The following is a 26,728-nucleotide window of genomic DNA, read 5'->3' as shown; positions in this document are numbered from 1 at the left end:
TCGTACCTGTCACCGGGTGCGACCGCGTGAAGATGTGAAGATTCTCAGGAGTTAATGCCCTCGAACCTTGTTCCCGCATCGGGAGCCGGGGTGGGCCGCATTGTCTCCAAAAAACCTGCCAGCTGTGCCATCCGGTCTTTTCATGGAGATTTACCGATGAACCGCATTTACCGTCTGGTTTTCAATCGTGCCCTTGGGGTAATGCAGGTTGCTTCGGAGATCGCCCGCAATCCCGGCGGAAGCGCGGTCAGCGCAGGGCGGGTGCCGCGATTGCGGGCGCACCAGCTGGCGGCGGCTTTGGCCGCCACACTGGCCAGCGGACCGGCATTCGCAGCGTGCACGGGCACCACAACCGTAAACTGCGACAGCACCACCAACATCAACAACTACTCCAACGCGACCAACGGCCTCACGCTGAACATCGACGCGGGTGCATTGCTGCGTACGCCGCCGATCGTAGGTGGCGGCAACGCAGCAACGCTGACCGGCGACAACGTGACGGTCAACAACAATGGCACGATCGATCCGAGCTCGATCATCCTCGCCTCGCCCGGCCTGGTCATCGGCAATGCTTCTGCCAACAACAGCGCGATCGTCGTCAACAACAATGCCAGCGGACAGATCAAGGGTGTCGTCAACATCGCAACGCTGCTGGGCTTCGGTGGACAGGCGCTGGTGGCACAGAATGTCAACGGCACCACCACCATCAACAACGCCGGCCTGATCAGCACGTCGTTGATCGGCGCAGGCAGCGTTTCCGACGCGACTACCGTGGTGACGTACGGTGGTGCGGCAGCCAATGTGACCAACACCGGCACCATCGACGGGCGTGTCGGTCTGGGCGCTTCTGGCGGTAATACGTTCCTCAATGCGGGGGCGGTCAGTGGCAGCGTTCACCTGGGTGATTCAACCGGCGGCAACACCTTCACCGCAGTGTCGGGTTCCAGCGTTGTGAGCGGCGGCGGCAGCGCTCTTGCAGGCGTGATTACCGGTGTCACCGGGGTGAAGGTTGCGGCTGCGGGATCGGTCGACGCCGGCACCGGCAGTGGTGCGGCCAACAACACGCTGGTGTTGCAGAACGTCGTCAGCGGTCCGGGGGCCGGCACCGGCGGAGCGGTGACCACGCTGGGCTGGAACCAGTACCGCAATTTCCAGAAGCTCACCGTCAACAGCGGCACCTGGAACCTGCAGGGTGCGTGGGCGGGTGCAGGTGCGACCACGCTCAATGATGGCTTGGTCAATTTCAACAATGCCGGTTCCTTCGGCACAGGGCTGTTCACCGCCAACGGCGGTGCCATCGCATCCTCCACGGCCGGTCTGAATCTGGCCAACGCTTTCAGCCTCGGCGGCAATCTATCCCTGGCCGGGACCAATGCGTTCGGCTTGAATGGCGTGCTTTCAGGTGCTGGCGGACTGACGGTCAACAACACCGGCATCGTTACTCTCGGCGGCGCAAACCTGTTCTCCGGTGGCGTCAACCTCAATGCCGGCGGCCTGCTGCTGGGCAATGCCGGTGCACTCGGCAGCGGCAATCTGACCGTCGGTGGCAGCGCCTCGCTGGACACGACGGCGGGCTTCAACCTGGGCAACAACCTGGTGGTCAATGGCGGGGGCTCGCTGAACCTGCTGGGCAGCAATGCGCTGACATTGAGTGGCTCGATTTCCGGTGCCGGCAACGTGACCAAGAACGGTGCGGGCACGCTGACCCTGAACGGTGCCAATTCGCTGAGCGGCAGCTTCAACCTGGCCGGGGGCGCGTTGGCCTTGGGCGCGGGCGGTAGCCTGTCGCCCACCGGCGCGATCACGCTGGGCGTCGGCACCAGCCTGGATCTTTCGGCGGCCGCCAACCAGACCATTGGTTCGCTGGCGGGCCTCGGCGGTTCGGTCAACCTAGGCAGCCACACGCTCACCCTCGCGGGGCTGGGCGATACCAGCTACAGCGGCACGTTCGCCGCAGGCACGGGTGGCCTGGTCAAGCTGGGCACCGGCGTGCAGACCTTGTCGGGCGTGAACAACCTCAGTGGCGGCGTGGCACTCAACGGCGGCGGCCTGCTGCTGGGCAATGCTGCTGCGCTGGGCAGCGGTGCGCTCAGTGTCGGCGGCGACGTGACGCTCGATGGAACCACGGGGGCGCTTGCACTGGGCAACGCGGTCAACCTCGGTTCGGGTGCCAGCCTCAATCTGCTCGGCAACCAGGCGTTGACGTTCAACGGCGTGATCGGTGGCACCGGCAGCCTGGTCAAGAGTGGTGCGACCACGCTGACGCTCAACGGTGCAAATACCTTTGGTGGTGGGCTGGCGCTCAATGCCGGTGGCTTGGTCCTGGGCAATGCCGGCGCGCTCGGAACCGGCGCGCTGAATGTCGGCGGTCCGACAACGCTCGATGCCAGCGCGGCGCTGAGCGTGGGCAACGGCATCAACCTCGGCGCAGGTGGCCTGCTGAATGTACTGGGCAGCAATGCATTGACGCTGGGCGGCGCCATCGGTGGCACCGGCAGCCTGGTCAAGAACGGTGCGGCCACGCTTACGCTGGGTGGCGCAAATACCTTCATCGGCGGCCTGGCGATCAATGCCGGCAAGGTTGCGGTGGGCAGCGGCGGAAGCCTGGCCGCCGGCGGTGCGGTCAGCCTGACCGGCGTTGGCGCGGACCTGGACATCTCGCTCGGCGGCAACCAGACCATCGGCGCGCTGTCCGGTATTGCCGGCAGCACGGTGACGCTGGGCAGCAGCACGCTCACCTTCGGTGATGCCACCAACCAGACCTTCGCCGGCGTGATCGGCGGCACCGGTGGGCTGATCAAGCAGGGTACCGGCGTGCAGACGCTGACCGGTGCCAATACCTTCAGCGGTGGGGTGAATCTTGCGGCCGGTGGGCTGGTGCTGGGCAACGCCGGTGCGCTGGGAAGCGGCGCGCTGACGGTCAGTGGCAACGGGTCGCTGGATGCCACGGCAGCGTTGAACCTGGGCAGTGCGATCAACCTCGGCGCGGCCCTGACCCTGCCGGGTAGCCAGAACCTGGCCCTGGTCGGCAACATCACGGGCACCGGCAGCCTGGTCAAGAACGGCGCCTCGACACTGACCTTGAACGGAACCAACACCTTCAGCGGTGGACTGAACGCAAACGCGGGCAGCCTGCTGCTGGGCAACAGCGGCGCGCTCGGTACGGGGACACTGGGCATCGGTGGCAACGTCTCGCTCGACGGCAGTGCGCCGCTGAACCTGAGCAACAACGTGGCACTGGGTGCAGGCGCCGCGTTGTCGCTGCCGGGTTCGCAGGCGATCACGCTGGGTGGGGTGGTGTCCGGTGCGGGCAGGCTGGTGAAGAACGGTGCCACCACCTTGACCCTCAATGGCGCCAACAGCTTCGGTGGGGGGCTGACCGTCAACGGCGGCGGCCTGCTGCTGGGCAATGCCGGCGCGCTGGGCACCGGTGCATTGTCGGTGGGGACCGATACCACGCTGGACAGTTCGGTGGCCCTGAATCTCGCCAACGACGTCAACCTCGGTGCAGGCGCGGTGCTGGATCTGCTGGGCAGCCAGGACGTGTCGCTGGGCGGTGTCATCAGCGGCACTGGCGGCCTGGTCAAGAACGGTGCGGCGACACTGGCGTTGAACGGAGCCAACACCTTCAGCGGGGGTGTTGGCCTCAACGCGGGCCTGCTGCAGCTGGGCAATGCGCAGGCATTGGGTACCGGCCAGCTGGACGTGGTCGGCAACGCTTCGCTGGATGCAGCATCGGCGCTCACCGTGACCAACAACATAGGCCTCGCCGCCGGCGCCAACCTCACGGTGCTGGGCAGCAATGACCTGACGCTCGCCGGCCCGGTATTCGGTGTTGGCGGGCTGATCAAGGACGGTACGGCGCGGCTGACGTTGTCTGGCGCCAATACCTACAACGGTGGCACGACCATCAACGCAGGCACGCTGGCGCTGGGAGCGGGCGGCAGTCTTGCCGCAACCGGTGCAGTGGATCTTGCGGGCGCCGGTGCGGCACTGGACATCTCCGCAGCGGGTGCAGCGCAGACCATCGGCGCGCTGAACGGCGTGGCAGGCAGCCAGCTGCTGCTTGGCGCGCAGTCACTCACCTTCGGCGGTGCCGCCGATGGCAGTTTTGCCGGCGTGATCGACGGTACCGGTGGCCTGATCAAGACCGGTACGGGCGTGCAGACGCTGTCCGGCGCCAACACGTTCAGCGGTGGCCTTGCGCTCAACGCGGGCGGCCTGATTCTCGGCGACGCCAGTGCGCTCGGCACGGGTCCGCTGGGCATCGGTGGCACCACCACGCTGGACAGTACCGTGGCGCTGAACCTGGCCAACGCGGTGAACTTTGGTGCCGGTACGCAACTGACGCTGGGCGGCACCAATGATGTCACCCTCGGCGGCGTGGTGGCTGGCAACGGCAGCCTGGTCAAGAACGGTACGGGTCTGCTGACGCTCAACAACACCAACACGTTCGATGGCGGCCTGACCTTGAACGGCGGCAGCCTGGTGGTGGGCGCCAACGGGGCGCTGGGTTCCGGCACGCTGGCGGTGAACAACAGTGCTTCGCTGGATGCCGGCACCGCGGTGACGCTGGGCAACGCGGTGAACCTTGGCTCGGGCGTGGCGCTGACCGTAGCGGGCAGCAATGCGCTGACCCTGGGCGGCATCGTGTCCGGCAATGGCAGCCTGATCAAGAACGGCACCGCCACGCTGACACTGGACGGCGCCAACACTTACAGCGGTGGCACCACCATCAACGCCGGCACGCTGGCGCTGGGCGTGGGGGGCAGTCTGGCTGCCGCTGGCGACCTCACGCTCGGTAATGCCGGCGCGGGCTTCGATATCTCCGGCGCGACCGGCAACCAGACCATCGGTGCGCTCAACGGCGTGCTCGGAACCACACTGGCGCTGGGGGGCAATTCGCTGACATTCGGCACCGCGACCAACGGGGCCTTCGATGGCGTGATCAGTGGTGGTGGCGGGCTGGTGAAGGTCGGCGCCGGGGTGCAGACCCTGTCCGGTGCCAATACCTTCGGCGGCGGCGTCTCGCTCGATGCCGGCGGCCTGGTGCTCGGCAATGATGCCGCGCTGGGTACCGGCGTGCTCACCGTCGGTGGGGCGACCACGCTGGATACCACCGCGCTGGCGACGCTGGCCAACAACGTGGTGCTCAACGCCGGGCTGACGGTGCTGGGCACCAGCGCGCTTACCCTCAACGGTGTGCTCTCCGGTGCCGGCAGCCTGACCAAGAACGGCACTGCGATGCTGACCTTGAACGGCGCCAACACCTACACCGGCGGTACCAACGTCAACGCCGGCACGCTGGCACTCGGCGCCGGGGCCAGCCTGGCCGCAAGCGGCACCGTCAATCTCGCCACCGGCGCCACGCTGGACCTGTCGGCCGGCAACGGCACGCAGGTGTTCGGCACGCTGGTTGGCAACGGCACGGTCAACCTGGGCGCCAACAACATCGAAGTGGGCAGCGCCGCCAACGGCACCTTCAGCGGTTCGATCGCCGGCACCGGTAGCCTGACCAAGGTCGGTAGCGGTATCGAGACACTGACCGGCACCAATACCTACACCGGCGGCACCACCATCAACGGCGGCACGCTGGCGATCGGTCTCGGCGGCAGTCTGTCCTCGTCCGGAGCGGTGAACGTCGCCGCCGCCGGCGCGGGCTTCGACATTTCGGGTTCCGGTGCCAACCAGACGATTGGTTCACTGTCTGGCGTGACCGGCTCCCTGGTCAGCCTCGGCGCCAACTCGCTGATCCTCGGCGGCGCCGACAGCAGCACCTTCGACGGTTCGATTTCCGGCACCGGTGCGCTGGTCAAGAACGGCGTGGGTATCCTCACCCTGGGCGGCGCCAACCTGTTCAGTGGTGGTCTGGCCTTGAACGGTGGCGGCCTGGTGGTCGGCAACAACAGCGCGCTGGGTACGGGGGCGCTGGACGTGGGGGCCGACGCGACGCTGGACAGCAGCCTGGCAGTCACCCTCGGCAACGCCATCAACCTCTCTGCCGGCAACAACCTCACCCTGCTCGGCAGCAATGGGCTGACCCTGGACGGCATCATCAGCGGTGCCGGTGGTCTGGTGAAGGACGGCGCAGCCACGGTGACCCTGACCGGTGCCAACACCTATTCCGGCGGCACCACCATCAACAACGGCACGCTGGCCATCGGTGCCGGAGGCAGCCTGGCGTCCACCGGCGCGGTGAATCTGGCCGGTGCCGGCACGCTGGACATCTCCGGCGGTGGCAGCCAGAGCATTGGTTCGCTGGCCGGCGTGGCCGGCAGCACAGTGGCGCTGGGCGGCAACGCGCTGACCCTCGGCGGCGTCGCCGACAGCACCTACAACGGCGTGATCAGCGGCAGTGGCGGCCTGATCAAGAACGGCGCCGGCGTGCAGACGCTGAATGGTGCCAATGCCTTCAGCGGTGGCGTCACGCTCAACGCCGGTGGCCTGGTGGTCGGCAACAATTCCGCGCTTGGCACGGGTACGGTGACCGTGGGTGGCAATGCCTCGCTCGATTCCAACAGCGCGATCACGCTGGGCAACAACTTCGTTCTCAATGCCGGCCTGACCGTGCTGGGCAGCAACGATCTGACACTCAACGGCAATCTCAGCGGCACCGGGTTCCTCACCAAGGAGGGCCTGGCCACACTGACCTTGAACGGCACCAACACCTATTCCGGTGGCACCAACATCAACGCCGGTACGCTGGCGCTGGGCGCGGGCGCGAGCCTGCTTGCCAGTGGCACCGTCAACCTGGCCACCGGCGCGACCTTCGATCTGTCGGCCGGTGCGGGTACGCAGGTGTTCGGCACGCTGATCGGCAACGGTACGGTGAATCTGGGCGCGAACACGCTGACCATCGGTGATGCCAGCAACGGCACGTTCGGTGGTTCGATTGCCGGCACCGGCGGCCTGATCAAGGAAGGCACCGGCACCGAAACCCTGACCGGTACCAACACCTTCACCGGCGGCACCACCATCAGTGCCGGCACGCTGGCGATCGGTGCCGGCGGCAGCTTGGCGGCGACCGGTGCGGTCACCCTCGCCAATGCGGGTACCGCGTTCGATATCTCCGCAGGCGGCAACCAGAGCATCGGCTCGCTGGCGGGCGTGGCGGGTTCGAGTGTGGCGCTGGGTGGCAACACGCTGACTCTCGGCGGCGTCGGCAACACCACGTTCGACGGCACCATCGGCGGCACGGGAGCGCTGATCAAGGACGGCGCTGGCGTGCAGACGCTGGGCGGTGCGAACACCTTCAGCGGCGGCGTCACCCTCAATGCCGGCGGGCTGGTGGTCGGCAACAATGCCGCGCTCGGTACGGGTGCGTTGAACGTGGCCGGGAACGGTTCGCTGGATGCCAACGCGGCGGTGACCCTGGCCAACAACGTTGCACTCGGCGCCGGTGCCACGCTTGATGTGCTGGGCAACAACGACCTGACGCTGGCCGGTGCGGTCTCCGGTGCAGGCGGCCTGACCAAGGACGGTGCGGCCACGCTGACCCTGGCCGGCGCCAGCAGCTACACCGGCACCACCACCATCAACAGCGGCACGCTGGCGGTGGGCGCGGGCGGCAGCCTGTCCGACGCCAGCACGGTGAACCTGGCCGGCACCGGTACGCTGGACATCAGTGCCGGTGGCAACCAGAGCATCGGTGGCCTGGCTGGTGTTACCGGCAGTACGGTGGCGCTGGGCGGTGCAACGCTGACCACCGGCGGCAACAACGCCAGCACCACGTTCGCCGGCGTGATCGGCGGCACCGGTGGCCTGGTGCAGAGTGGTACCGGCACGCTGACCCTGAGCGGTGACAACACCTACACCGGTGGCACCACCATCAACGGTGGCAGCACGCTGCAGATCGGCAACGGTGGCAGCACCGGCTCGGTGCTGGGCGACATCACCAACGACGGCAGCCTGGTCTACAACCTCGGCACCACGGCAACCGTGGGCGGTGTGGTCAGCGGCAGTGGCAGCCTGACCCAGGCCGGCAGCGGTACGCTGGTGCTGACCGGCAACAACACCTACACAGGCGGTACCACCATCAATGCCGGTGGCACATTGCAGGTGGGCAACGGCGGTGCAACCGGCGCGATCGTGGGTGACATCACCAACAACGGTGCGCTGGTATCCAACGTGGCCGGCAACACCACGCTGGGCGGCACCATCAGCGGCGCCGGTGGCCTGACCCAGGCCGGCAGCGGCACGCTGACCCTGACCGGCAACAACACCTATACCGGCGGCACCACCATCAATGCCGGTGGCACGCTGCAGGTGGGCAATGGCGGTGCGACCGGCGCGATCACCGGCAACGTTGCCAACAACGGCAGCCTGGTGTTCAACGTCGGTGGCAACACCACAGTCGATGGCGCGATCAGTGGCAGTGGCACGCTGATCCAGGCCGGCGCTGGCGTGTTGACCCTGGTTGGCAACAACACCTACACCGGCGGCACCACCATCAATGCCGGTGGCACGCTGCAGGTCGGCAACGGCGGGGCAACCGGCTCCATCGCTGGCGACATCACCAACGATGGCGCGTTGATCTCCAACGTGGGCGGCAACACCGCGCTGGGCGGCACCATCAGCGGCAGCGGCGGCCTGACCCAGGCCGGCAGCGGGACGTTGCTGCTGACCGGTACCAACACCTATACCGGCGGTACCACCATCAACGCCGGCGGTACGCTGCAGCTGGGCAACGGCGGTGCGACGGGCTCGATCGTCGGCGACGTCACCAACAATGGCACGCTGCTCTCCAATGTGGCGGGCAATACCACGCTGAATGGCACCATCAGTGGCAGTGGCGGCCTGACCCAGGCCGGCAGCGGCACGCTGACCCTGAACGGCAACAACACCTATACCGGCCAGACCACCATCAATGCCGGTGGCACCCTGCAGGTCGGCAATGGCGGGGCGACCGGTGCCATCGGCGGCAGCGTCGTCAACAACGGCAGCCTGGTGTTCAACGTGGGTGGCAACACCACCGTCGGCGGTGCCATCAGCGGCAGCGGCGGCCTGACCCAGGCCGGCACCGGCACCGTGGTCCTGACCGGTAACAACACCTATACCGGCGGCACCACCATCAACACCGGCGGCACGCTGCAGGTCGGCAACGGTGGCGCGAGCGGTGCGATCACCGGCAACGTTGCCAACAACGGCAGCCTGGTGTTCAACGTCGGCGGCAACACCACGGTGGGCGGCACCATCAGCGGCAACGGTGGCCTGACCCAGGCCGGCACCGGAACGGTCACCCTGACCGGCAACAACACCTACACCGGCGGCACCACCATCAATGCCGGCGGCACCGTGCAGGTCGGCAATGGCGGCGCCAGCGGCTCGATCACCGGCAATATCACCAACAATGGTGGCCTGGTCATCAACACCGGCGGCACCACCACGCTGGGCGGCACCATCAGCGGTGGTGGCAGCATCGTGCAGGCAGGCCCGGGCGGCCTGAACCTGGGCGGCAACAGCGGCGGCTTCAGCGGCACCGGCCAGGTCACCGGCGGTGGCCTGAATGTCACCGGCAATATCGGTGGCCAGTGGACGATCGGCAGCGGCACCACGCTGTCCGGAACCGGCACCATCGGGGGGGCCGGCGGTGGCGTGACGGTGTCCAGCGGCGGCGTGCTCTCGCCGGGCAATGGTCCAGGCAACAGCGGCGGTGCGGGCAATGGCGCCGGCACCATTACGGTGGGCGGCAATCTGACCCTGTCGCCGGGCAGCACGCTGGGCATCGACCTGGGTGCCACCGGCAGCGACACGGTGCAGGTGGGCGGTAGTGCAAACGTGGGTGGCAGCACGGTGCGGGTGAACACCATTTCGCCGAGCACCAGCTACCAGCAGGGCCAGCAGTACACGGTGGTCAATGCAGGTGGTGGCGTGAGCGGGCAGTTCGCTTCGGCAACCTCGCCGTCGGCCTTCCTGACGATCACGCCGGTCTATACCGCCAACACCGCCAACCTGCAGATAGACGTGGCGCAGACCGCAGCATTCACCACCGCAGCGACGACGCGCAACCAGTACAACACTGCCGCAGCGCTGGACAGCCTGCCGCAGAGCGGCCCGGCGCTGGGCCTGTACAACACCCTGCTGATGTATGACGCGGGCACTGCGCGCGCGGCGTTCGACCAGCTTTCGGGTGAAGTGCATGCGGCCAGCCGCGCGGTGCTGCTGTACGACAACTACCTGGAGGAGGGTATCCGCCAGCGCCTGGGCAGTGAGCTGCCGACCGTGCGTGGTGAGCGAGCCTCGGCCTGGCTGGCCGGGAGTGGCAAGGTGTTCCGCCAGGACGGTGACGGCAACGGCGATGACATCCGCTCCAACCGCAATGCGCTGATGGCGGGCGTGGACTGGCAGCTGGGCGAGCACGTGGTGCTGGGTGCGGCCGCAGGCAACGAGCGGCTGGATACGCGCCTGTACGATCGCAGTTCGCGGGCCCGCCTGCGTGGCCACACGTTCGGCCTGTATGCACAGGGCCAGTGGAACAACGGTTTCGCGGTCGGTGGCAGCGTATCGCGCGGCGACTACCGCACGCGCACCACGCGTGAGGTGCCGCTGCTGGGCCAGACCCTGTACAGCCGCCAGGACTCGGATGTGACCATCGCGCAGGTGGAGGGCAGCTGGACCTGGTCCCATGGCAGGACCCAGCTGCAGCCGTACGTGCAGTTCACCAAGCACTGGGTCGACAGCGATCGCGCAGTGGAGCAGGGCGGCACTGCTGCGCTGGCGCTGGAAGGCGGCAAGGACACGCTCAATGTCAGCACCGTGGGCGTGCGTGGGCGCTGGGACGTGGGCAGCGGCGAGCGCTTCCCGGCACAGCTGACGGTCGGCCTCGGCTGGCAGCACGCCTCGGGTGACACCGATGTGGCCAGCCGCAATCGCTTCGCGGTGGGCGGCAATGCCTTCGATGTCTACAGTGCGGTGATGGCGCGCAATGCGCTGGTCAGCCAGCTGGGCGTGGCGGTCGGCCTCGGCCGCAACAGCCAGCTGTCGATGTTCGTGCAGGGCCAGCACGGCGATGGCCGCCGTGATGTTGGCGGGCAGATCAACCTGCGCGTAGGCTTCTGAGGGGAGCGGGCCAGCGGTAGATCCACGCACTGCGTGGATGGGGCCGGGGCGGGAGCGCTAGAGCTCCCGCTCCATTTCCACGGCGTCGATCCCGGCGCCGTGGCCATCGGGCACGATCCGCGTCACCTGGAAGCCCAGCCCGGCATAGAAGCCCTGGGTGTGCTGGCTGGTACTGAGCGCGATGCGCTTGATCGAGGGATCCGCTTCAGCCTGGCGCAGGCGTGCCAGTGCCAGTTCGCGGCCCAGTCCATGCCGGTGCAGCGCGCGCTGGACCATCCCCCAGCAGAAACCGGCACTGCCGTCGCCGCGTCGCGACAGGCCGCCACAGGCCACGATGCTGCCATCGCGCTCGATGACCTGGAATGCACAGTCCGTGGCCTGTTCGCGCAGGAAGCGTTCAAAGTCACTGCGCTCTTCGGGCGCGAAGTAGGTGGGTACGTTGCTGTCGAAAATCGACAGGCAGGCGCTGGCATCGGTGGGGCGGTAGAGCAACGGTCGCCATTACGAACCACCGATCACCCTCAGTGGCCTGTCGCGCACCACGCGCTCCAATCCGTTCCTGCACAGTGGCCTGATCTTCAAGCGCAACATGCTAGTGCGCACCTTCATGCCGCATCGCTTGCTGGACCGCACCGCGTTCTCGCAGCTGGCCTTGGATTACCTGGTGTTCGGCATGGCCTACCTGGGGCGGCAACTCTCGCACTCCGGGCGGCTGTTGCAGCTGCACCCGCTGATGGAGCAGTACATACGCCGTGGCGTGGATCCAATTGTGTTCTTCCAGGTGCGAGCTGGGCGGGCCGAGCATGAACTTGCACCTGGCTCGGTGCACCAGCTGCGCGAGGCCGATACCGATCAGGAAATCTACGGGTTGCCGGAGTGGTTGGCAGTCGTGCAGTCGGCGCTGCTCAATGAATCGGCCACGTTGTTCCGCCGTAGGTACTACACCAACGGCTCGCACGCCGGGTTCATCCTCTACATGACCGACCCGCAGCCGGAGGGCATGGATGTGGACGCCCTGCGGCAGGCGCTGCGAGACTCGCGTGGGCCGGGCAATTTCCGCAACTTGTTCGTGCATTCGCCCAACGGCAAGAAGGACGGGTTGCAGCTGATCCCGATCAGCGAAGTGGCGGCCAAGGATGAGTTCACCGGCATCAAGCGTGTGACCCGTGATGACATCCTGGCCGCGCTGCGCATCCCACCGCAGCTGCTGGGTATCGTCCCGCAGAATGCGGGCGGATTCGGCTCGATTCGGGATGCGGCCACCGTGTGGGCGTCGATGGAACTGGCTCCCCTGCAATCGCGCATGGCCATGGTCAACGAATGGATCGGTGAGGAGGTCATCACTTTTGCCCCCTTCGAAATAGAACGTTCAACGAACTAAATGCCTACCCCTGCAGGGGCGAGGTCAAGCTACTGCTTCATTCGAAACAGGGGCGACAGGGAGAAGGTCAATACCTGTCGCCCTTGGGGGGTGATCCCAGTGCGAGTAGCGGCGGCTGCATCGAACTTAGTTCCAGATCACGATAGTTCCATCTGGACTATTCAACTGCATCGCCTCTGGGCCAGAGTAGCCATCTTCACTTAAGTCGACTGTGAGTGTGACCCCTCTAGAAAACTGCGCAACCATTGTCTCGTGATCGAACCGGCAATCCTCCAGCACCAAGCTCAGCGTTGAGCGCGGAGGATTCTCCGCAATGCCATCGCTAAGGAGGCTGAAAGAGTTGTAGATATGCAGCTCCCAGCCATCGTGCGTACCTATCGTGGCCATGCCATCTTCAATCCCCAGTGTCACATTTTTTCCGATCAATGGCCGGAGAGCTTCCGCCTGGTGCTCGATCATGTTCAGGCCTATCTGACTGGGAAGTGAGACTTCGAATTAGGTAGCGTTTTCCCGGAGAGCGGATCTACGCCTTGCTTTCCAGCATTCTCGTACTTGATATAGCCAGCTGGATATCCAGGACTGTTTCCCCTGGGAGGGGTTGGGTCCATCATCCGCATGGTGGCGACTTGCCCATTACTGCCTCCGGCACCCCCAGTAAATGCGACACCGGTCTGTTTTCCTGCGGGGTTGATGACCGGAGTTGGTCCGCTCGCCCCTGTGGGTACCGGAAATGCTGTTCCGTTCGACGAGACGACATAGCTCGGGCCACAAGGTGTCGCCGGGGCAGCGGCAGGAGTTGGCGCAGTGGGCGCTGCAGGTGCTGGTGATGGCAGGGCCAGTGGTTGCGCCGAATTAATGGAGCCAGACATTGCCGATGCAGCAGCAGGCCCAACAACTGGCGTCGCGCGCACAATCGCTGTTGTTACCGCAAGTGCTGCGGGGCCGAACGTATCATATGCAGAGGGTGAGCTCGCTACCGAGTCGGCATGTCTCTCCGCCGCCCGTTCCTGGCGGCCATCAGGATCGACGAATCTGTAGGGATTGCCCGCAGCGTATCGATAGCGGTTGAAGGCGGAGCCCGGTTTGTCGTTTGGTGAGACGGGATCTACAGAGAGAAAGAGCCCTAGTTGGGGATCGTAGTAGCGCTGCTGCATGTAGCTCAGCCCCGTGGCAGCATCGCTCACGTGCCCCGTGTAGCCAGGCCCATCCGTAACCGGTCCGTCCACGACACCCCCGTAGGGCTCATAGTCGTACCGTTTGATCACGTTGCCGCTTTCATCGGTTTCGGCAACGACCGAGCCAAGGGCGTCGGTGTGGATGTAAGTGACCGTCTGAGCAGTTGCGATTAGCGGCAGTGCCAAGCCAACCAACATCAGCCAGCAGAGCCAGGCGCCGACGACGCTCAGCTTGCCGAAATACGTTCTCATGCCCTTTCGGCGGGCCGACGCGCGGCACGCAATTCTCTCAAGCCATTCCATCCTTCCAATCCCTGAAAGAGCCTTCCAGCAAGGCATTGCCCTCATATCACAGTCCCCGTCGGCGTGACGACCGAAGTCGGCGCCAGGGGCGGGCGGGCAAGTCTTCGAGCTGGCGTCGCGGTGGGTAGGCTGTAACACCGGTAACACCTGTGTTACACCGTGGCCGCGTTCGGTGCGAATAGCGTAACCATTTGATTATAGTTGCATATTTGACTGCCGTAACACCTGCCACACTTGTAACACCGAAAAACATCAATGTTGGAAACTGTTGCTGGATTGGGGGTGTCAATCAGAAGGCAGAGGTGGCTGGAAAGCGCTGTGCCACAAGGAACTCCAAGGAACCTGTTGGCAAAACTGGCAGTGCGATGCTCGCCACACGTTTTCTGTTTCAGACCCTCAATTCATAGCCTTCCTGAAACACTGTCAGTAGTGGGAGTTTTCTTCTTGGACACTGTTGGACGCCTTGTTTTCGCTTCTTCCTGGTGTCTGCGAATTTGGCTCCCACTTGGTGGCTGATGCCCCTGCCAGATACCCCCTTTAGTGCAGGGTTTCGCAGGTAGTTGGATGCCCCTCAACGTCATCCATAGCCTTGCTGGGCCTGCTCCTGGCCTTTGTGCAGGTGGTGCAGAAAAAGCACCCTATGAAGTGCGCAGGCGTGGCGGGGAGACGAGTGCGCACGCCGGGGTACGCACGGCGCTGGACCGCCTGCGCCCTCCCATCCGCTCAACTGCCTCTCAACCGCTTCTACGGGCCGCTGACGCGCAGCGCGCAGCAGCTCTTGGTGTTGGTCGCTTGCCTGGGCGCTCATGCTGCTACGCGCGCTCAGGACCTTGCGCATGCGGCACCTCATTTCGTTACGGCTGTCAGAGGCGGTGGCGAGGGAGCGGCGTGCTTCGCGATGCACGCAGGTCGGTCATCTGAAACTGCTTGCGTGCACTCTCGCTTCTCCAAGTGCAGCGCTCTTGCTGACTATCTGGATTGCCGTCCCAACGCGCAGGGCGCGCTGCTGATAGGCCAGGAATCAACGGATTGACGAAGTATGGGTCGGGGTATGGGGCCACATACGAACCCAAGAAAAAAGCCCCTGAAATCAGGGGCTTAGTTCGTAACTTGGCGGAGAGAGGGGGATTCGAACCCCCGAAGCGCGGTTTAGACGCTTACACACTTTCCAGGCGTGCTCCTTCAACCACTCGGACACCTCTCCGGATCCCTGCCATCGGCAAACGCCTCAGCAGGGGCGCAGATTCTAGCGGGCTGCGCGGCACTTCACAAGCACCCCAGCCAGGAATCTGCGAAGGACGTGCCGGAGGCGAGGGGGCTGGACAGGCATGGCACAATGGAACATCCGATGGAAAACGGTGGCCTGATGTCCTACCTCGTCCTTGCCCGCAAGTGGCGTCCGAAGCGTTTTGCCGAGCTGGTGGGCCAGGAACACGTGGTCCGTGCGCTCAGCAACGCGCTGGACAGCGGCCGGGTCCACCACGCGTTCCTGTTCACCGGTACCCGCGGCGTGGGCAAGACCACCATCGCGCGCATCTTCGCCAAGTCGCTGAACTGCGAGCAGGGCACCAGCGCCGACCCGTGCGGCCAGTGCGCGGCCTGCCTGGACATCGACGCCGGCCGCTACATCGACCTGCTGGAAATCGACGCCGCGTCCAACACCGGTGTGGATGACGTGCGTGAAGTGATCGAGAACGCGCAGTACATGCCCTCGCGTGGCAAGTACAAGGTCTACCTGATCGACGAAGTGCACATGCTGTCCAAGGCGGCGTTCAACGCGCTGCTGAAGACGCTGGAAGAACCGCCGGAGCACGTGAAGTTCCTGCTGGCCACCACCGACCCGCAGAAGCTGCCGGTCACCGTGCTGAGCCGCTGCCTGCAATTCAACCTCAAGCGCCTGGACGAGGATCAGATCCAGGGCCAGATGACGCGCATCCTGGCGGCAGAAGAGATCGAGGCCGACGGCAGTGCCATCGTACAGCTGGCCAAGGCCGCTGACGGTAGCCTGCGCGACGGCCTGTCGCTGCTTGATCAGGCGATCGCCTATGCCGGCGGCGCGCTGCGCGAGGACGTGGTGCGCACCATGCTGGGCACGGTCGACCGCACCCAGGTGGCGGCGATGCTCGATGCGCTGGCCGAGGGCGATGGTCCGCGCCTGCTGCAGGTGGTGGCTGCGCTGGCCGAATTCTCGCCGGACTGGAGTGGCGTGCTGGAAGCATTGGCCGAAGGCCTGCACCGCATCCAGGTGCAGCAGCTGGTACCGGGTGCGGCCGCTGCCGAAGGCCTGGACGCCGTCGCATTCGCCGAGCGCCTGCGCCCGGAAGTGGTGCAGCTCTGGTACCAGATGGCTCTGAATGGCCGGCGCGACCTGCCGTTGGCGCCGAGCCCGCGCGCAGGTTTCGAAATGACCGTGCTGCGGATGCTGGCATTCCGCCCGGCCGTAGCAGTCCCGCCGGTACCGAAGTCGGTGGATGGTGCAGGCAATGCGCCGGGTGGCAATGCGGCCGGTGGTGGCACCGGTGCGGGTACCCACGAAGCGATGCCGGCGACTGCCGCCGCTTCGGCAAGCCCGGCCGTGGTGGCGCAGGTGGCCGCTCCGGTGCAGGCCGCGCCGCGCGAACCTGAACCCGAACCCGAGCCGGCCCCGCAACCCGAACCGGACCCGACGCCGGAGCCCGAGCCGGTTCCGGTGGAAGAGCCTGTGCAGCCGCCGCCGATGAAGGCCGAGGCCGCTCCACTGGCTGCTGAAGCGGAAGCGGGCGACGACCTGCCGCCGTGGGCCACCGACGAAACCGAGGCGCGTGACGAGGCGCTGGCGGCCGAGATGGCGGGGCCAGACGCCGCCATGGTCGCGCCCTGGCATGAGCCGCCGGCTCCCGTCGTGGCTCCCAGCGAGCCTGCACCGCCCGAGCGCCCGTTCCGCACTGAAGGCATTGCCATCGCGCCGGCCGAGCCCGCGCCAGTGCAGGGGACCGCGCCGCTGGAAGGTGTCAGCGACCTGGCCACGGCCGAGGACTGGCTGGATCTGGTGGCCAACAGCGGCCTCAGCGGCCCGTCGCGGCAGCTGGCGGCCAACGCTGCCTTCATCAGTTGCCAGCACGGGACCTTGAAACTGGGCCTTTCGCCCGGATTTGAGTACCTGCGCTCTGAGCGTGCGCTGGCCGCCCTGGGCGAGATGCTGGAGAAAGCCCTTGGCCAGGCCCCGAAGATCGTGGTCGAGACCGTGGAGATCGAGCACGTTCCGGCCGAGACCCTGCATCAGCGTGCCGACCGCCAGCGTAGTGAGCGGCAGCAGGTGGCAGAGGCTGTTTTCATGGACGATCCGGAGGTGCAGGTGCTGATCCAACAGCACGGTGCCCGGGTTGTTTCCGATTCCATCCGTTCTTTTGACGAGTAAGAGACTATGCGCGGCAACATCGCCCAACTGATGCAGCAGGCCCAGAAGATGCAGGAGAACCTGCAGAAGGCCCAGGAAGAAATCGCAAGGATCGAAGTGACCGGCAGTGCCGGTGGCGGCATGGTCAGCGTGACCCTGACCGGCGCCAAGGAATGCCGCAAGGTGCGCATCGACCCGTCGCTGACCAGCGACCCGGAGATGCTGGAAGACCTGATCGCCGCCGCCTTCAACGATGCTTCGAACAAGATCGATGCCGAGTCGAAGTCGAAGATGGGTTCGGCCACCGCTGGCATGCAGTTGCCGCCGGGCATGAAGCTGCCGTTCTGATTCTTGGCGGGGCGCCTGCTGCTGCAGGCGCCCGCTGCAACCCTCAGTCGAGCATGGCTCGACTACACGTAGCTGTCGAGCTTGCTCGACGCCATCAAAGCACACCGCCGTGTCCGCACCCCTGCTTGAACAATTGATCGACGCGCTGCGGGTGCTGCCTGGCGTGGGCCAGAAGACGGCGCAGCGCATGGCCTACCACCTGCTAGAGCGCGAGCGCGAAGGTGGCCAGCGCCTGGCCCAGATACTGGCGCTGGCGGTGGAGCGCATCGGCCACTGTGCGCAGTGCCGCGATTTCAGCGAAACCGAGCTGTGCCCGACCTGTGCCAACGGCAGCCGCGAGCGCAGCCAGCTGTGCGTAGTCGAATCGCCGGCCGACCGCCTGGCCATCGAAAACGCCACCGGCTTCCGCGGTGTCTACTTCGTGCTGCAGGGGCGACTGTCGCCGCTCGATGGCGTCGGCCCGCGCGAACTGGGCCTGGAGCAGCTGGAGCGACGGCTGGCCGAAGGCGAGGTGCAGGAGCTGATCATCGCCACCAGCGCCACTGTCGAGGGCGAGGCCACCGCGCATTACCTGGCGCAGCTGGCGCGCGCACGCAAGGTACAGCCCAGCCGCCTGGCGCAGGGCCTGCCGCTGGGCGGCGAGCTCGAATACGTTGATCGTGGCACGCTGTCGCACGCGTTCGGTACGCGCAGCGAATTCCGCGATTGAGCAACGGCCGGACGTGGCCGGGCGTGGGCGGCCTACAATGCGGGAGACATCCCCGCCGAGGCCGACCATGAGCAACGAAACCCTCTTCAGCAAGATCATCCGTCGCGAGATCCCGGCCACCATCGTCTACGAGGATGACGAGGTGCTGGGCTTCAAGGACATCGCACCGCAGGCGCCGGTGCACGTGCTGTTCATTCCGAAGAACGAGATCATTCCGACCCTGGATGACCTGCAGCCGTCGCAGGCGCACCTGATCGGCAAACTGGCCCTGGCCGCTGCCGAGTACGCGCGCCGCGAGGGCTTCGCGCAGGACGGCTACCGCATCGTGATGAACTGCCGTGAGCATGCCGGGCAGACCGTGTTCCATATCCATATGCACCTGCTGGCGGGGGCACCGCTGGGGCATTTCGGTGCGCCTGGGCGTTGAAGCCCCTGTCCACGCCATGCGTGGATGAAAAAGGCCGCCCGAGGGCGGCCTTTCCGTCATGCCTGTGCGGTGGCGGTCACCACCAGCCCCAGCGGCCATAGCCGCCCCAGTAAGGGCCCCACGGACCCGGACCCCACGGGCCATAGGGGTAGGGCACCACATCGACCTGGCGCTGTTCCGGCCACAGGTAGATGACATCGGCCGCCAGCTTCGGCAGGCGATAGTCGTACTCGCCGATGCGGGTGTTCTGGTAGCCGTCGATCTTGCCGATGAAGGTGACGTCACGACCGGCCTCGAACACCGCCGGGTCGTAGAAGCCGGCACGGCAGGCGATGAAGCGGCCGTCGCTGGCATCGGACGAGGTGGTGTTCGGGCGGCCACTGCCATTGAGCGGGCGCGAGATGATCTGGAAGCAGGTCTCGCCCTGGCCAGGCTTGGTTTCGATGATGCGACCGCCCCAACGGACCGGCGTGCCGACCTGCTGGGTAGCGACCGAGTCGCGAGGAGAGACCAGGCTGAACTGTCCCTGCAGCGGCTTCGGGGCCGTGGCGCAGGCCGACAGGGCCAGCGTGGCCACAGCGGTGAGGAGGAACTTGGTGTTCATGGGGAGGCTCCGGAAGTCGGGCGATGCCTGCGCAGGTCCCGCAATAATGAGGCGAGGTCGTTGCAAGTTCCAGCGTAGCGCGCGTCGGCGAAACGCTGGCTGAGCGCGAGCAGGGTCGGGTCGGGTCGCTGCCGGTGAACCCGCTGTGCCCAGTGCTGTGCGGTTTCGTGCGGTTCTCGGGCCAGGCCGAGGCGGGCGTAGCGTCGCCCGAGGCGATGCCAGGCGCGCAGCAGCGGGTCGCGTTCGCCCTCGCCGCGGGCCAGCAGCCAGGCCATCCACGCCAGTGCCAGCAGGGCGGCCACGACGAAGCCGGCGACCAGCTGCCCGGGACCCAGATCGTCCAGCCCGAAAGGCTTGAGCAGTTGCTGCTGGCGGCGCGCATCGAAGGACAGCACCAGATCGTTCCAGCCGCGGCGCAGCCAATCCCCCATCTGGCCCAGCTGCAGCCACCGCTGTCGCAGTGGTGTGTCCGTGCCGGCCTGCAGGCGGTCGTCCAGCGTGTCCAGGATGCGTTCCGGTGCCACGGCCGCCGTCGGGTCTACCCGTACCCAGCCGCGCTGCGGCAGCCACACCTCGGCCCAGGCGTGGGCATCCATCCGCCGCACCACCCAGTAGTCGCCGATGCGGTTGCGGGTGCCGCCGGCGAAACCGGTCACCACCCGCGCGGGTACACCCGCGTTGCGCATCAGCACCACGAAAGCCGAGCTGAAGTGTTCACAGAAGCCGGCCTTGTAGCCGAACAGGAACTCGTCGATCGGGTCGCGCCCCGCCGCCGGGGTATCCAGCGTGTACGAGAAATCCGTGGTGATCCACTGCAGCGCGCGGCGCACGATGGCCTCGTCATCACCGCTGGCGTCCTGTCGCCATTGCTGGGCCAGGGTGGCGGTGCGCGGGTTGAAGCCGGCCGGCAGCTGCAGCGTCGCGCGGCGCAGAAGGGGCGACAGCGTGCTGTCGAACTGCCGTGGAGGGGCCGAATGCAATCGCCAGCGGCTGAGCGAGGCCAGCGGGCGTTCGCTGCGCAGGCTCATGTCCGCATCCAGCATGCTGCCCGCAGGCGCACCGCTGGGCAGGTCCAGCGCCACAAGCTGGCGGCGGTCAGTCGGCTCGTAGTCGATCTGGTAATCCCAGCCCTGTGTACCGGCTTCAACCACCGCAGCAGGTCGCCGCGCGCTCGCAGGCTCGCGTGTCCAGCGCCGTCCATCGAAGGCGGTCAGTACAGGGCCGCGCCAGTAGCGCTGCGCCGGCTCGGGTGGGGCACCGAAGAACTGCACGCGCAACGCCGGGGTGTCGTCGGCCATCAGGTCCAGCCACTGGCCGGGTTCCATGCTGTCGGACAGCCCCGGTGTACCCACGGCGCGCTCGGGAACGCCCCACAGTGGCGTGGCAAGGCGCGGGAACAGCCAGAAGCAGGCCAATGCCAGCGGCAGGCCGATCGCCAGCAGGCGGCCGACACCACGCAGCTGCCCGTGCAACGGCAGGCGGCCAGCATGGCCTTCATCCTGGGCCAGGCGTTGCAGGGCGAGCAGTGCGCTGACCCCGGCCAGCGCGGCCAGTGCTGTTGTCAGCGGCCCCTGGTCGAGCAGGAATGCTGCAAAGGGCGAGAACAGCGCAAAGCCGAGCAGACTGCGGGCATCACGCAGGCTGCGCAGCTCGCTGGACTTGATCGCCAGCATCGCGGCCAGCAGCGCGCAACCGGTGTCGCGTCCTGGGCGCACCATGCCCATCTGCCAGACGATGGCGCCGAGCATGGCCAGCACCAGCAGCAGGCGCACCGGCATCGGCAGCACTGTCCGCCGCGACAGGGCGGCGGTGAAAATCGCCGCCAGCGCGATCACGCCCGCCAGCAGTGGCGGCAGCTGCAGCAGCAGCGGCAACAGAGCCAGCGCCGCGCTGGCCAGGGTCCAGTTGCGGGCGTTGCGGTCGAGCAGCTCCGGGGTCTCAGTCATGCGGCATCAGCGCCAGCGCGCGCAGGCACAGGTGGTGGTGGCTGGCGCCCTGTCCGGGCCCGAACGGCGGGTGTGCAGGCAGCAACAGGGTGTAGCGGCGGCCCTCGCGCTCGGCTACATCCACCCAGCGCGCCAATCGAGCGATGCGTGCTTCTTGGCCCAGCGGCGCCAATGCGCGCCAGTCGAGGACTACTTCGATGCCGACCGGTTTTTCGTACTCGCGCACCAGCAGGCTGTCGCGGCGTGCCGAGTGCTTCCACGAAATGCTGCGTGGCGCATCGCCCGCACGATAGGGCCGCAGCTGATGCAGTTCCTCACCGCTGGCGTGGGCACGGGTATGCAGCGGATCGCTGCCGCTCTCCGGCAGTGCAGGCGCCAGGGCTTCGGCCAGTGGGTAGACCAGCAGCGGTTGTTCCGGCCACACCCACGACCACGCCCGCACCAGGCCCAGGGGCTGGGTCGTGGACAGACGGATACGTGGAAGCTCCAGCCAGCCCCGGCGTTCGCTGGGAACCTCCAGTTCCACTTCACCACGGCCGTGTGCAGGCAGCGAGGTCCAGGCCTGGCTGTCGCCCAGCTGGAGATGAAGGCCGTGCCGCGCACGCGGATCCCGCAGAGAGAGGTCCACGCGCAGGCGCAAGGGTTGCCCGGCCGGTACCGGCTCGGCGGAGATCGCGTCGATCTGTACGCCGGACAACTGGAGATGCGCGGCAATGGCACTGGCGATTGCCGCTGCCGCCAGCAGCAGGGCCAGCAGCAGGGCGGGATTGTTGTTGTAGTTCAGCGCGCCCAGCAGCATGGCTGCCAGCAGGATTGCAACGAACAGGCCGAAGCGGGTGGGCAGCACATAGATGCGATGGCGATCCAGTCGTTTCGGCAAGGCTTCGGGCCTGCGCGGCCGAGCCAGCAGCTGCATGCGTGCCCAGCGTGTGGCCACGTTCAATCCACCGCGACGGTCTGCAGGATCGCGCGTGCCAATGCCGGCCCCGAACTGGATTCGGCTTCCGCCACCAACCGGTGGCCGGCCACGGCGACGAACAGCGTCTGCACGTCCTCCGGCACCACATGCGCGCGACCCAGCAGCAGTGCATGTGCTCTGGCTGCACGCAGCAGCGCCAGGCCGGCACGCGGCGACAGGCCGACGCGCACGCCTGCGTGCTGGCGGCTGCGGGTCAGCAGGGCCTGCACATAGTCGATCAGCGCGTCGCTGGCATGCACCTGGTTCACCGCGTCGCGCAACGTGCGCACCTGGGTGTCATCCAGCTTCGGCACGGCCCGCGCGATCAGGTCGCGGCGGTCGCTGCCACGCAGCAGCTCGCGCTCGGCCTGGGCGCTGGGATAGCCCATCGCCAGCCGCAGCAGGAAGCGATCCAGCTGTGAATCCGGCAGCGGGAAGGTGCCTGACAGGTCCACCGGGTTCTGTGTGGCGATGACGAAGAAGGGGTCCGGCAGCGGGTGCGTCTGCCCGTCCAGGGTGACCTGCTGCTCGGCCATGGCTTCCAGCAACGCGCTCTGCGTGCGCGGGGGGGCGCGATTGATCTCGTCGGCCAGCAGTACGTGGGTGAATACCGGGCCTGGGTGGAACTGGAACTGGCGGCTGCCGGCTTCATACACCGACACGCCCAGCACATCGGCGGGCAACAGGTCTGAGGTGAACTGCACGCGCTGGAAACTGAGGCCCAGGCTGCTGGCCAGCGCATGCGCCAGCGTGGTCTTGCCCAGGCCGGGCAGGTCTTCGATCAGCAGGTGGCCGCCGGACAGCAATGCGACGAAGGCCAGCCTGACTTCCGGCACCTTGCCCAGCACCAGTGCGTTGACCTGATCCTGTGCCTCCCGCAGGGCCTGACGCAATTGATCGGTTAGCATGCTGGGATTGGGGGACGAGGCTGGCATGATCGTCTCAGATCTGGAATCCACTCGATTATCCATAGAGCAATGCAAGGCGAACAGCGCGCACGGACGATATTTCTCTGGTTATGGACGCTGGTCACAGCGGCCAAGCTGATCGTTGCCGCGCGCCTGCCGCTGTTCGTCGACGAAGCGTTCTATTGGCAGGAAGGCCAGCATCTGGCCGCAGCCTATTCGGACCTGCCCGGGCTGACCGCGTGGCTGGCCCGGCTGGGCGTTGAGATCGGTGGCCATCACGTGCTCGCGTTGCGCCTGCCATTCCTGGCCATCGGTGCGCTGCTGCCGCTGCTGGTGGTGCGCACGGCCACGCGCTGGTTCGGCAACGTGGCCGGTTGGCAGGCGGGCAGCCTCACGCTGTTGATGCCGTTGTCGGCGACGCTGGGCCTGCTGGCGGTGCCGGACGTGCCGATGGCACTGGCGGCGGTGATCTGCCTGCATGCCGGCGCGCGCCTGCTGCACAACGTGGATGCCTCCTCGGCGATGAAGCTGGCGCTGGGCCTGTTGATCGGTGCGCTCAGCCATTACCGCTTCATCGGTGTCATCGGCGTGGGTTTCATTGCGCTGCTGGCATTGCCGCAGGGGCGGCGCATGCTGGCCGATCCGCGCGTATGGGTCGCGTTGGCGGTGGGCGTGCTGGCGTGGCTGCCACTGCTGGCGTGGAATGCGGACAACCACGATGCCGGGCTGAAATTCCAGGTGGTCGAGCGTCATCCCTGGGCCTTCGAATGGGGCGGGCTGTGGTTCCTGGTGATCCAGCCGATGCTGGTGACGCCGATCCTGTGCATGGCGATGTGGAAGGTGGCGCTGGCAGGAACCCGGAGCGGTGGCGGCGCGCGCGTGCAGTGGCGCTATTTCGGCCTGGTGGGCGGCGTATCCACGCTGGGCATTTTCGTGCTCGGCTTCTTTACTGACGTCGAGCGGATCAGTTTCCACTGGCCGCTGCCGGGTTACCTCGCACTGCTGGTGGCGGTGCCGGTGGTGCTCAACGGCTGGCCGCGCTGGCTGCGCCGCACCGGCTGGTGGTTGGCCGGTGCGGGCATGGTGCTGGCCTTCGGCTACTACCTGATGGCCTCCACGCCGGCACTGCGCGAGCAGATGGCCGGCAGCAAGTACTACCCGCGCAATTTCGCCGGCTGGCAACCCCTGGCGGTAGCGGTGCGCGAGGAGTTGCGGCAGATGCCGCAAGGGACACGCGTGCTGGCCGGCAACTTCAAGGTCGGCGCTGAACTGGGTTTCCAGCTGGGCAATGGCAACATCGAGGTGCTGCCGCATCCGCTCAATGACAAGCATGGCCGCACCGCACAGCTGGCACAGTGGGGCCTGCTGCATGAGGGCGAGCGCACGGCGCCGATGCTGCTGGTGCTGTCACCCAGCGACCAGCGCTATCGCGAACTGCTGGCGCGCTATCACGCCATCTGCGATCAGGTGGGGCCGCTGCCTGCGCCACGCGTGGTCAGCAGTGATCACGGATTCCAGCGCTTCCTGTTGTTCCGCCTGCCGGTGCAGCGCGCGCAAGGGCCGTGCGTGACGCCGGCGATGGCGTGGCTGGATGCGCCGTCCAACGGCGAGAAGGTGTCCGGCACGCTCGCGATCAAGGGCTGGGCGTTCAAGGATGGCGTCGGCCTGGCGCGGGTTGAAGTGCTGGTCGATGGCCGCTCCATCGGTGATGCCCGCTACGGGCGTGTGTTCGACGTGCGCCACACCTGGCCGGACAGTACCGATCCGCAGCATCCGGCGGTGGGCTTTGATGCCTCGCTGGATACCGCCACGCTCGCGCCGGGCAGGCATTGGCTGGGCCTGCGCCTGCACGGGCGCGACGGCAGCGTGGAGCAATGGCAGGAGCAAGCGTTCGAGGTCCGTTGAGGTCCGCTGGTCCTGTAGAGCCGAGCCGATGCTCCGCTGCTTCTGCTTCAGATGGCAGGCAGCCTCAAAAAAAACAGCCGGGCATGGGCTCGGCTCTACCGTTCACGGCACCGCGAAACCTGCCCTGCGCAGCAATCCGCATAGCGTGATCAGCGGCAGGCCGATCAGCGCGGTCGGGTCGCGGTTGTCGATGGCGTCGAACAGGCTGATGCCCAGGCCCTCGCATTTGAAGCTGCCGGCGCAGTCCAGCGGCTGTTCGGTGGCCACGTAGCGGGCGATCTCGTCCGGTTCCAGTGCGCGGAAGCGGACCTCGGTCAGATCGGTGGCCGTGAATGATGCTCCATCACGGCTGAGGCAGACGGCGGTATGGAAGTGCACGGTCTGCCCGGACATCGCCGCCAGCTGTGCGCAGGCGGCCTCGACCGTACCCGGTTTGCCCAGTGGCTGGCCGTTCAGGTCCGCGACCTGGTCCGAGCCGATCACCCACGCGCCGGGATGCCGGCACGCCACCTCGACCGCCTTGGTGGCGGCCAGGCGGGTGGCCAGGGCCAATGGCGCTTCGTTGTTCAACGGGGTTTCATCCACCTCAGGGCGCGCGCAGTCGAAGGGCAGGCCCAGCCGCTGCAGCAGTTCACGGCGGTAGCGGGACGTGGAGGCCAGGACCAGTGACATGCGACAATACCGGGGCAGGGCGAAGCAGTCTGGCCCGTCTGCAGCGCCAGCGGCAAGTCCTGTATGGCGGGCATTTGACAGCCGCCGCTCCGATCCTTAGTATTCAGCGGCTTATGTCCGCGAACGTGCCCGAAACGCTGGATGCCTGGCGGATGGTTGTAGCGCGAAGGCGCTTCGACGGTCAGGTCTCCCTGGCTGAATTGACCCGCCTGCAGGGGTTGGTCGCAGATACCGACGGCGAGTGCGTCTACTCGCTTGAATTCGGTCGCGACGACGTCTTGCGGGTATCCTATGTGGAACTGACCATCGACACCGCGTTGCCGCTGACCTGTCAGCGCAGCATGCAGCGATTCCTGTTGCCGGTGAAGGTGACCCAGAGGCTTGGCCTGATCCGCGACGAGGACGAGGAATCGTCCCTGCCGGAGGAATACGAGGCGTTGCTGGTGCCGGAAGATGGCCAGCTGAAGCCGCTGGATCTGGTCGAGGACGAGCTGGTGCTGGCGGTGCCGGTGGTACCGCTGTCGCCCGACGGTGAAGCAGTCGACAAGGACTGGGCGCCGAGCGAAGAAGAAACAAAGAAGGCCAACCCGTTTGCGGCGTTGGCGGCATTGAAGAAACAATAGCAGCCGGTTGTCGTCGGCGGCTGCGGCGAAAGCGAAAAGTGTGCTGGGCGCTGGCGTCCTGTGCGACGAAACGACGAAGCAAAACGAACCGAGTTTGGAGCAATCCCATGGCTGTCCAGAAATCCCGTGTTACCCCGTCCCGCCGCGGCCAGCGCCGTTCGCATGACGCCCTGAGCGCCAAGCAGCTGTCGACCGACCCGACCACCGGCGAAGTGCATCTGCGTCACCACATCACTGCCGATGGTTTCTACCGCGGCAAGAAGGTCATCCAGACCAAGACCTCGGCCGTCGAAGAAGATTGATGTGCCGGGAAGGCCGCTGCCTCCGGGCAGCGG

General features: G+C 66.5%; 16 protein-coding genes, 1 tRNA gene and 1 pseudogene. 9 read left to right on the top strand and 9 right to left on the bottom strand.

Annotation, left to right across the window (positions count from 1 at the left end):
- The first annotated feature begins 156 nt into the window (after positions 1-156).
- Entirely contained in the window at positions 157-11,058 is a 10,902-nt protein-coding gene (locus tag G370_RS0104300) for an autotransporter-associated beta strand repeat-containing protein (protein WP_019659513.1), read from the top strand.
- A 57-nt stretch (positions 11,059-11,115) separates the two neighbouring features.
- Here the strand turns inward: G370_RS0104300 and G370_RS0104295 are convergent, their stop codons facing one another.
- Positions 11,116-11,550 carry a GNAT family N-acetyltransferase gene (locus G370_RS0104295; protein WP_010483855.1) on the bottom strand — a complete coding sequence of 145 codons (435 nt, stop codon included), beginning with the start codon at positions 11,548-11,550 and terminating at the stop codon, positions 11,116-11,118.
- Between G370_RS0104295 and G370_RS01000000120720 the strand changes: the two are divergent.
- Positions 11,549-12,439: pseudogene (locus G370_RS01000000120720) on the top strand (phage portal protein); the annotation flags it as partial. The gene G370_RS0104295 and the pseudogene G370_RS01000000120720 overlap by 2 nt on opposite strands.
- Before the next feature lie 126 nt (positions 12,440-12,565).
- Here the strand turns inward: G370_RS01000000120720 and G370_RS01000000120715 are convergent.
- From G370_RS01000000120715 to G370_RS0104280, 3 genes are all read right to left on the bottom strand, one after another.
- On the bottom strand, positions 12,566-12,898 hold the full coding sequence (locus G370_RS01000000120715; protein WP_019659511.1) for a hypothetical protein: 333 nt from the start codon (positions 12,896-12,898) through the stop codon (positions 12,566-12,568).
- 8 nt (positions 12,899-12,906) lie between these two features.
- Positions 12,907-13,917: an RHS repeat-associated core domain-containing protein gene (locus tag G370_RS1000000121810; protein WP_220095890.1), complete on the bottom strand. Its 1,011-nt coding sequence runs from the start codon at positions 13,915-13,917 to the stop codon at positions 12,907-12,909.
- 1,111 nt (positions 13,918-15,028) lie between these two features.
- Positions 15,029-15,121 (bottom strand) — tRNA-Ser (locus G370_RS0104280).
- 144 nt (positions 15,122-15,265) lie between these two features.
- On the opposite strand from G370_RS0104280, the gene dnaX reads away from it, so the two are divergent.
- The 4 genes from dnaX (at position 15,266) to G370_RS0104260 (ending at position 18,777) form a co-directional block, all read left to right on the top strand.
- Positions 15,266-17,314 (top strand): DNA polymerase III subunit gamma/tau, encoded by a 2,049-nt coding sequence (gene dnaX / locus G370_RS0104275; RefSeq protein WP_026346965.1) that lies wholly within the window; start codon positions 15,266-15,268, stop codon positions 17,312-17,314.
- 6 nt (positions 17,315-17,320) lie between these two features.
- Positions 17,321-17,641: a YbaB/EbfC family nucleoid-associated protein gene (locus G370_RS0104270; RefSeq protein ID WP_019659509.1), complete on the top strand. Its 321-nt coding sequence runs from the start codon at positions 17,321-17,323 to the stop codon at positions 17,639-17,641.
- A gap of 109 nt (positions 17,642-17,750) precedes the next feature.
- Positions 17,751-18,350 carry a recombination mediator RecR gene (gene recR, locus G370_RS0104265; RefSeq protein ID WP_019659508.1) on the top strand — a complete coding sequence of 200 codons (600 nt, stop codon included), beginning with the start codon at positions 17,751-17,753 and terminating at the stop codon, positions 18,348-18,350.
- Between the two features lie 67 nt (positions 18,351-18,417).
- Positions 18,418-18,777, top strand: a complete 360-nt coding sequence (locus G370_RS0104260; RefSeq protein ID WP_005408300.1) for a histidine triad nucleotide-binding protein — start codon at positions 18,418-18,420, stop codon at positions 18,775-18,777.
- 76 nt (positions 18,778-18,853) lie between these two features.
- Here the strand turns inward: G370_RS0104260 and G370_RS0104255 are convergent, their stop codons facing one another.
- Genes G370_RS0104255 through G370_RS0104240 form a run of 4 tightly spaced genes read right to left on the bottom strand, consistent with a single transcriptional unit; the run spans position 18,854 to position 23,220 of the window.
- Entirely contained in the window at positions 18,854-19,381 is a 528-nt protein-coding gene (locus G370_RS0104255) for a Slp family lipoprotein (protein WP_019659507.1), read from the bottom strand.
- Positions 19,378-21,327, bottom strand: coding sequence for a transglutaminase TgpA family protein (locus G370_RS0104250; protein ID WP_019659506.1), 1,950 nt, complete (start codon positions 21,325-21,327; stop codon positions 19,378-19,380). Before G370_RS0104250 ends, G370_RS0104255 begins: the two co-directional genes overlap by 4 nt.
- Complete coding sequence (locus G370_RS0104245; RefSeq protein ID WP_032955142.1) at positions 21,320-22,243, bottom strand: DUF58 domain-containing protein; 924 nt, start codon at positions 22,241-22,243, stop codon at positions 21,320-21,322. The genes G370_RS0104250 and G370_RS0104245 overlap by 8 nt, the downstream gene beginning before the upstream one ends.
- Before the next feature lie 23 nt (positions 22,244-22,266).
- Positions 22,267-23,220 (bottom strand): AAA family ATPase, encoded by a 954-nt coding sequence (locus tag G370_RS0104240; RefSeq protein WP_019659504.1) that lies wholly within the window; start codon positions 23,218-23,220, stop codon positions 22,267-22,269.
- 42 nt (positions 23,221-23,262) lie between these two features.
- Here G370_RS0104240 and G370_RS0104235 point away from each other — a divergent pair, with 42 nt between their 5' ends.
- A complete protein-coding gene (locus G370_RS0104235) occupies positions 23,263-25,098 on the top strand; it encodes a glycosyltransferase family 39 protein (RefSeq protein WP_019659503.1) in 1,836 nt (611 codons plus the stop codon).
- Between the two features lie 102 nt (positions 25,099-25,200).
- Here the strand turns inward: G370_RS0104235 and G370_RS0104230 are convergent, their stop codons facing one another.
- Positions 25,201-25,770, bottom strand: coding sequence for a Maf family protein (locus tag G370_RS0104230; RefSeq protein WP_019659502.1), 570 nt, complete (start codon positions 25,768-25,770; stop codon positions 25,201-25,203).
- Positions 25,771-25,883: 113 nt separating this feature from the next.
- Between G370_RS0104230 and G370_RS0104225 the strand changes: the two genes are divergently transcribed.
- Positions 25,884-26,393 carry a YceD family protein gene (locus tag G370_RS0104225; RefSeq protein WP_019659501.1) on the top strand — a complete coding sequence of 170 codons (510 nt, stop codon included), beginning with the start codon at positions 25,884-25,886 and terminating at the stop codon, positions 26,391-26,393.
- A gap of 107 nt (positions 26,394-26,500) precedes the next feature.
- Positions 26,501-26,695, top strand: coding sequence for a 50S ribosomal protein L32 (gene rpmF / locus G370_RS0104220; protein WP_005408308.1), 195 nt, complete (start codon positions 26,501-26,503; stop codon positions 26,693-26,695).
- Positions 26,696-26,728 lie beyond the last annotated feature (33 nt).

This window comes from Stenotrophomonas hibiscicola ATCC 19867, from assembly GCF_000382065.1.
GTDB lineage: Bacteria > Pseudomonadota > Gammaproteobacteria > Xanthomonadales > Xanthomonadaceae > Stenotrophomonas > Stenotrophomonas hibiscicola.
Note: the sequence above shows the minus strand (reverse complement) of the source record. Positions and strands in the feature narration are given on the sequence as shown.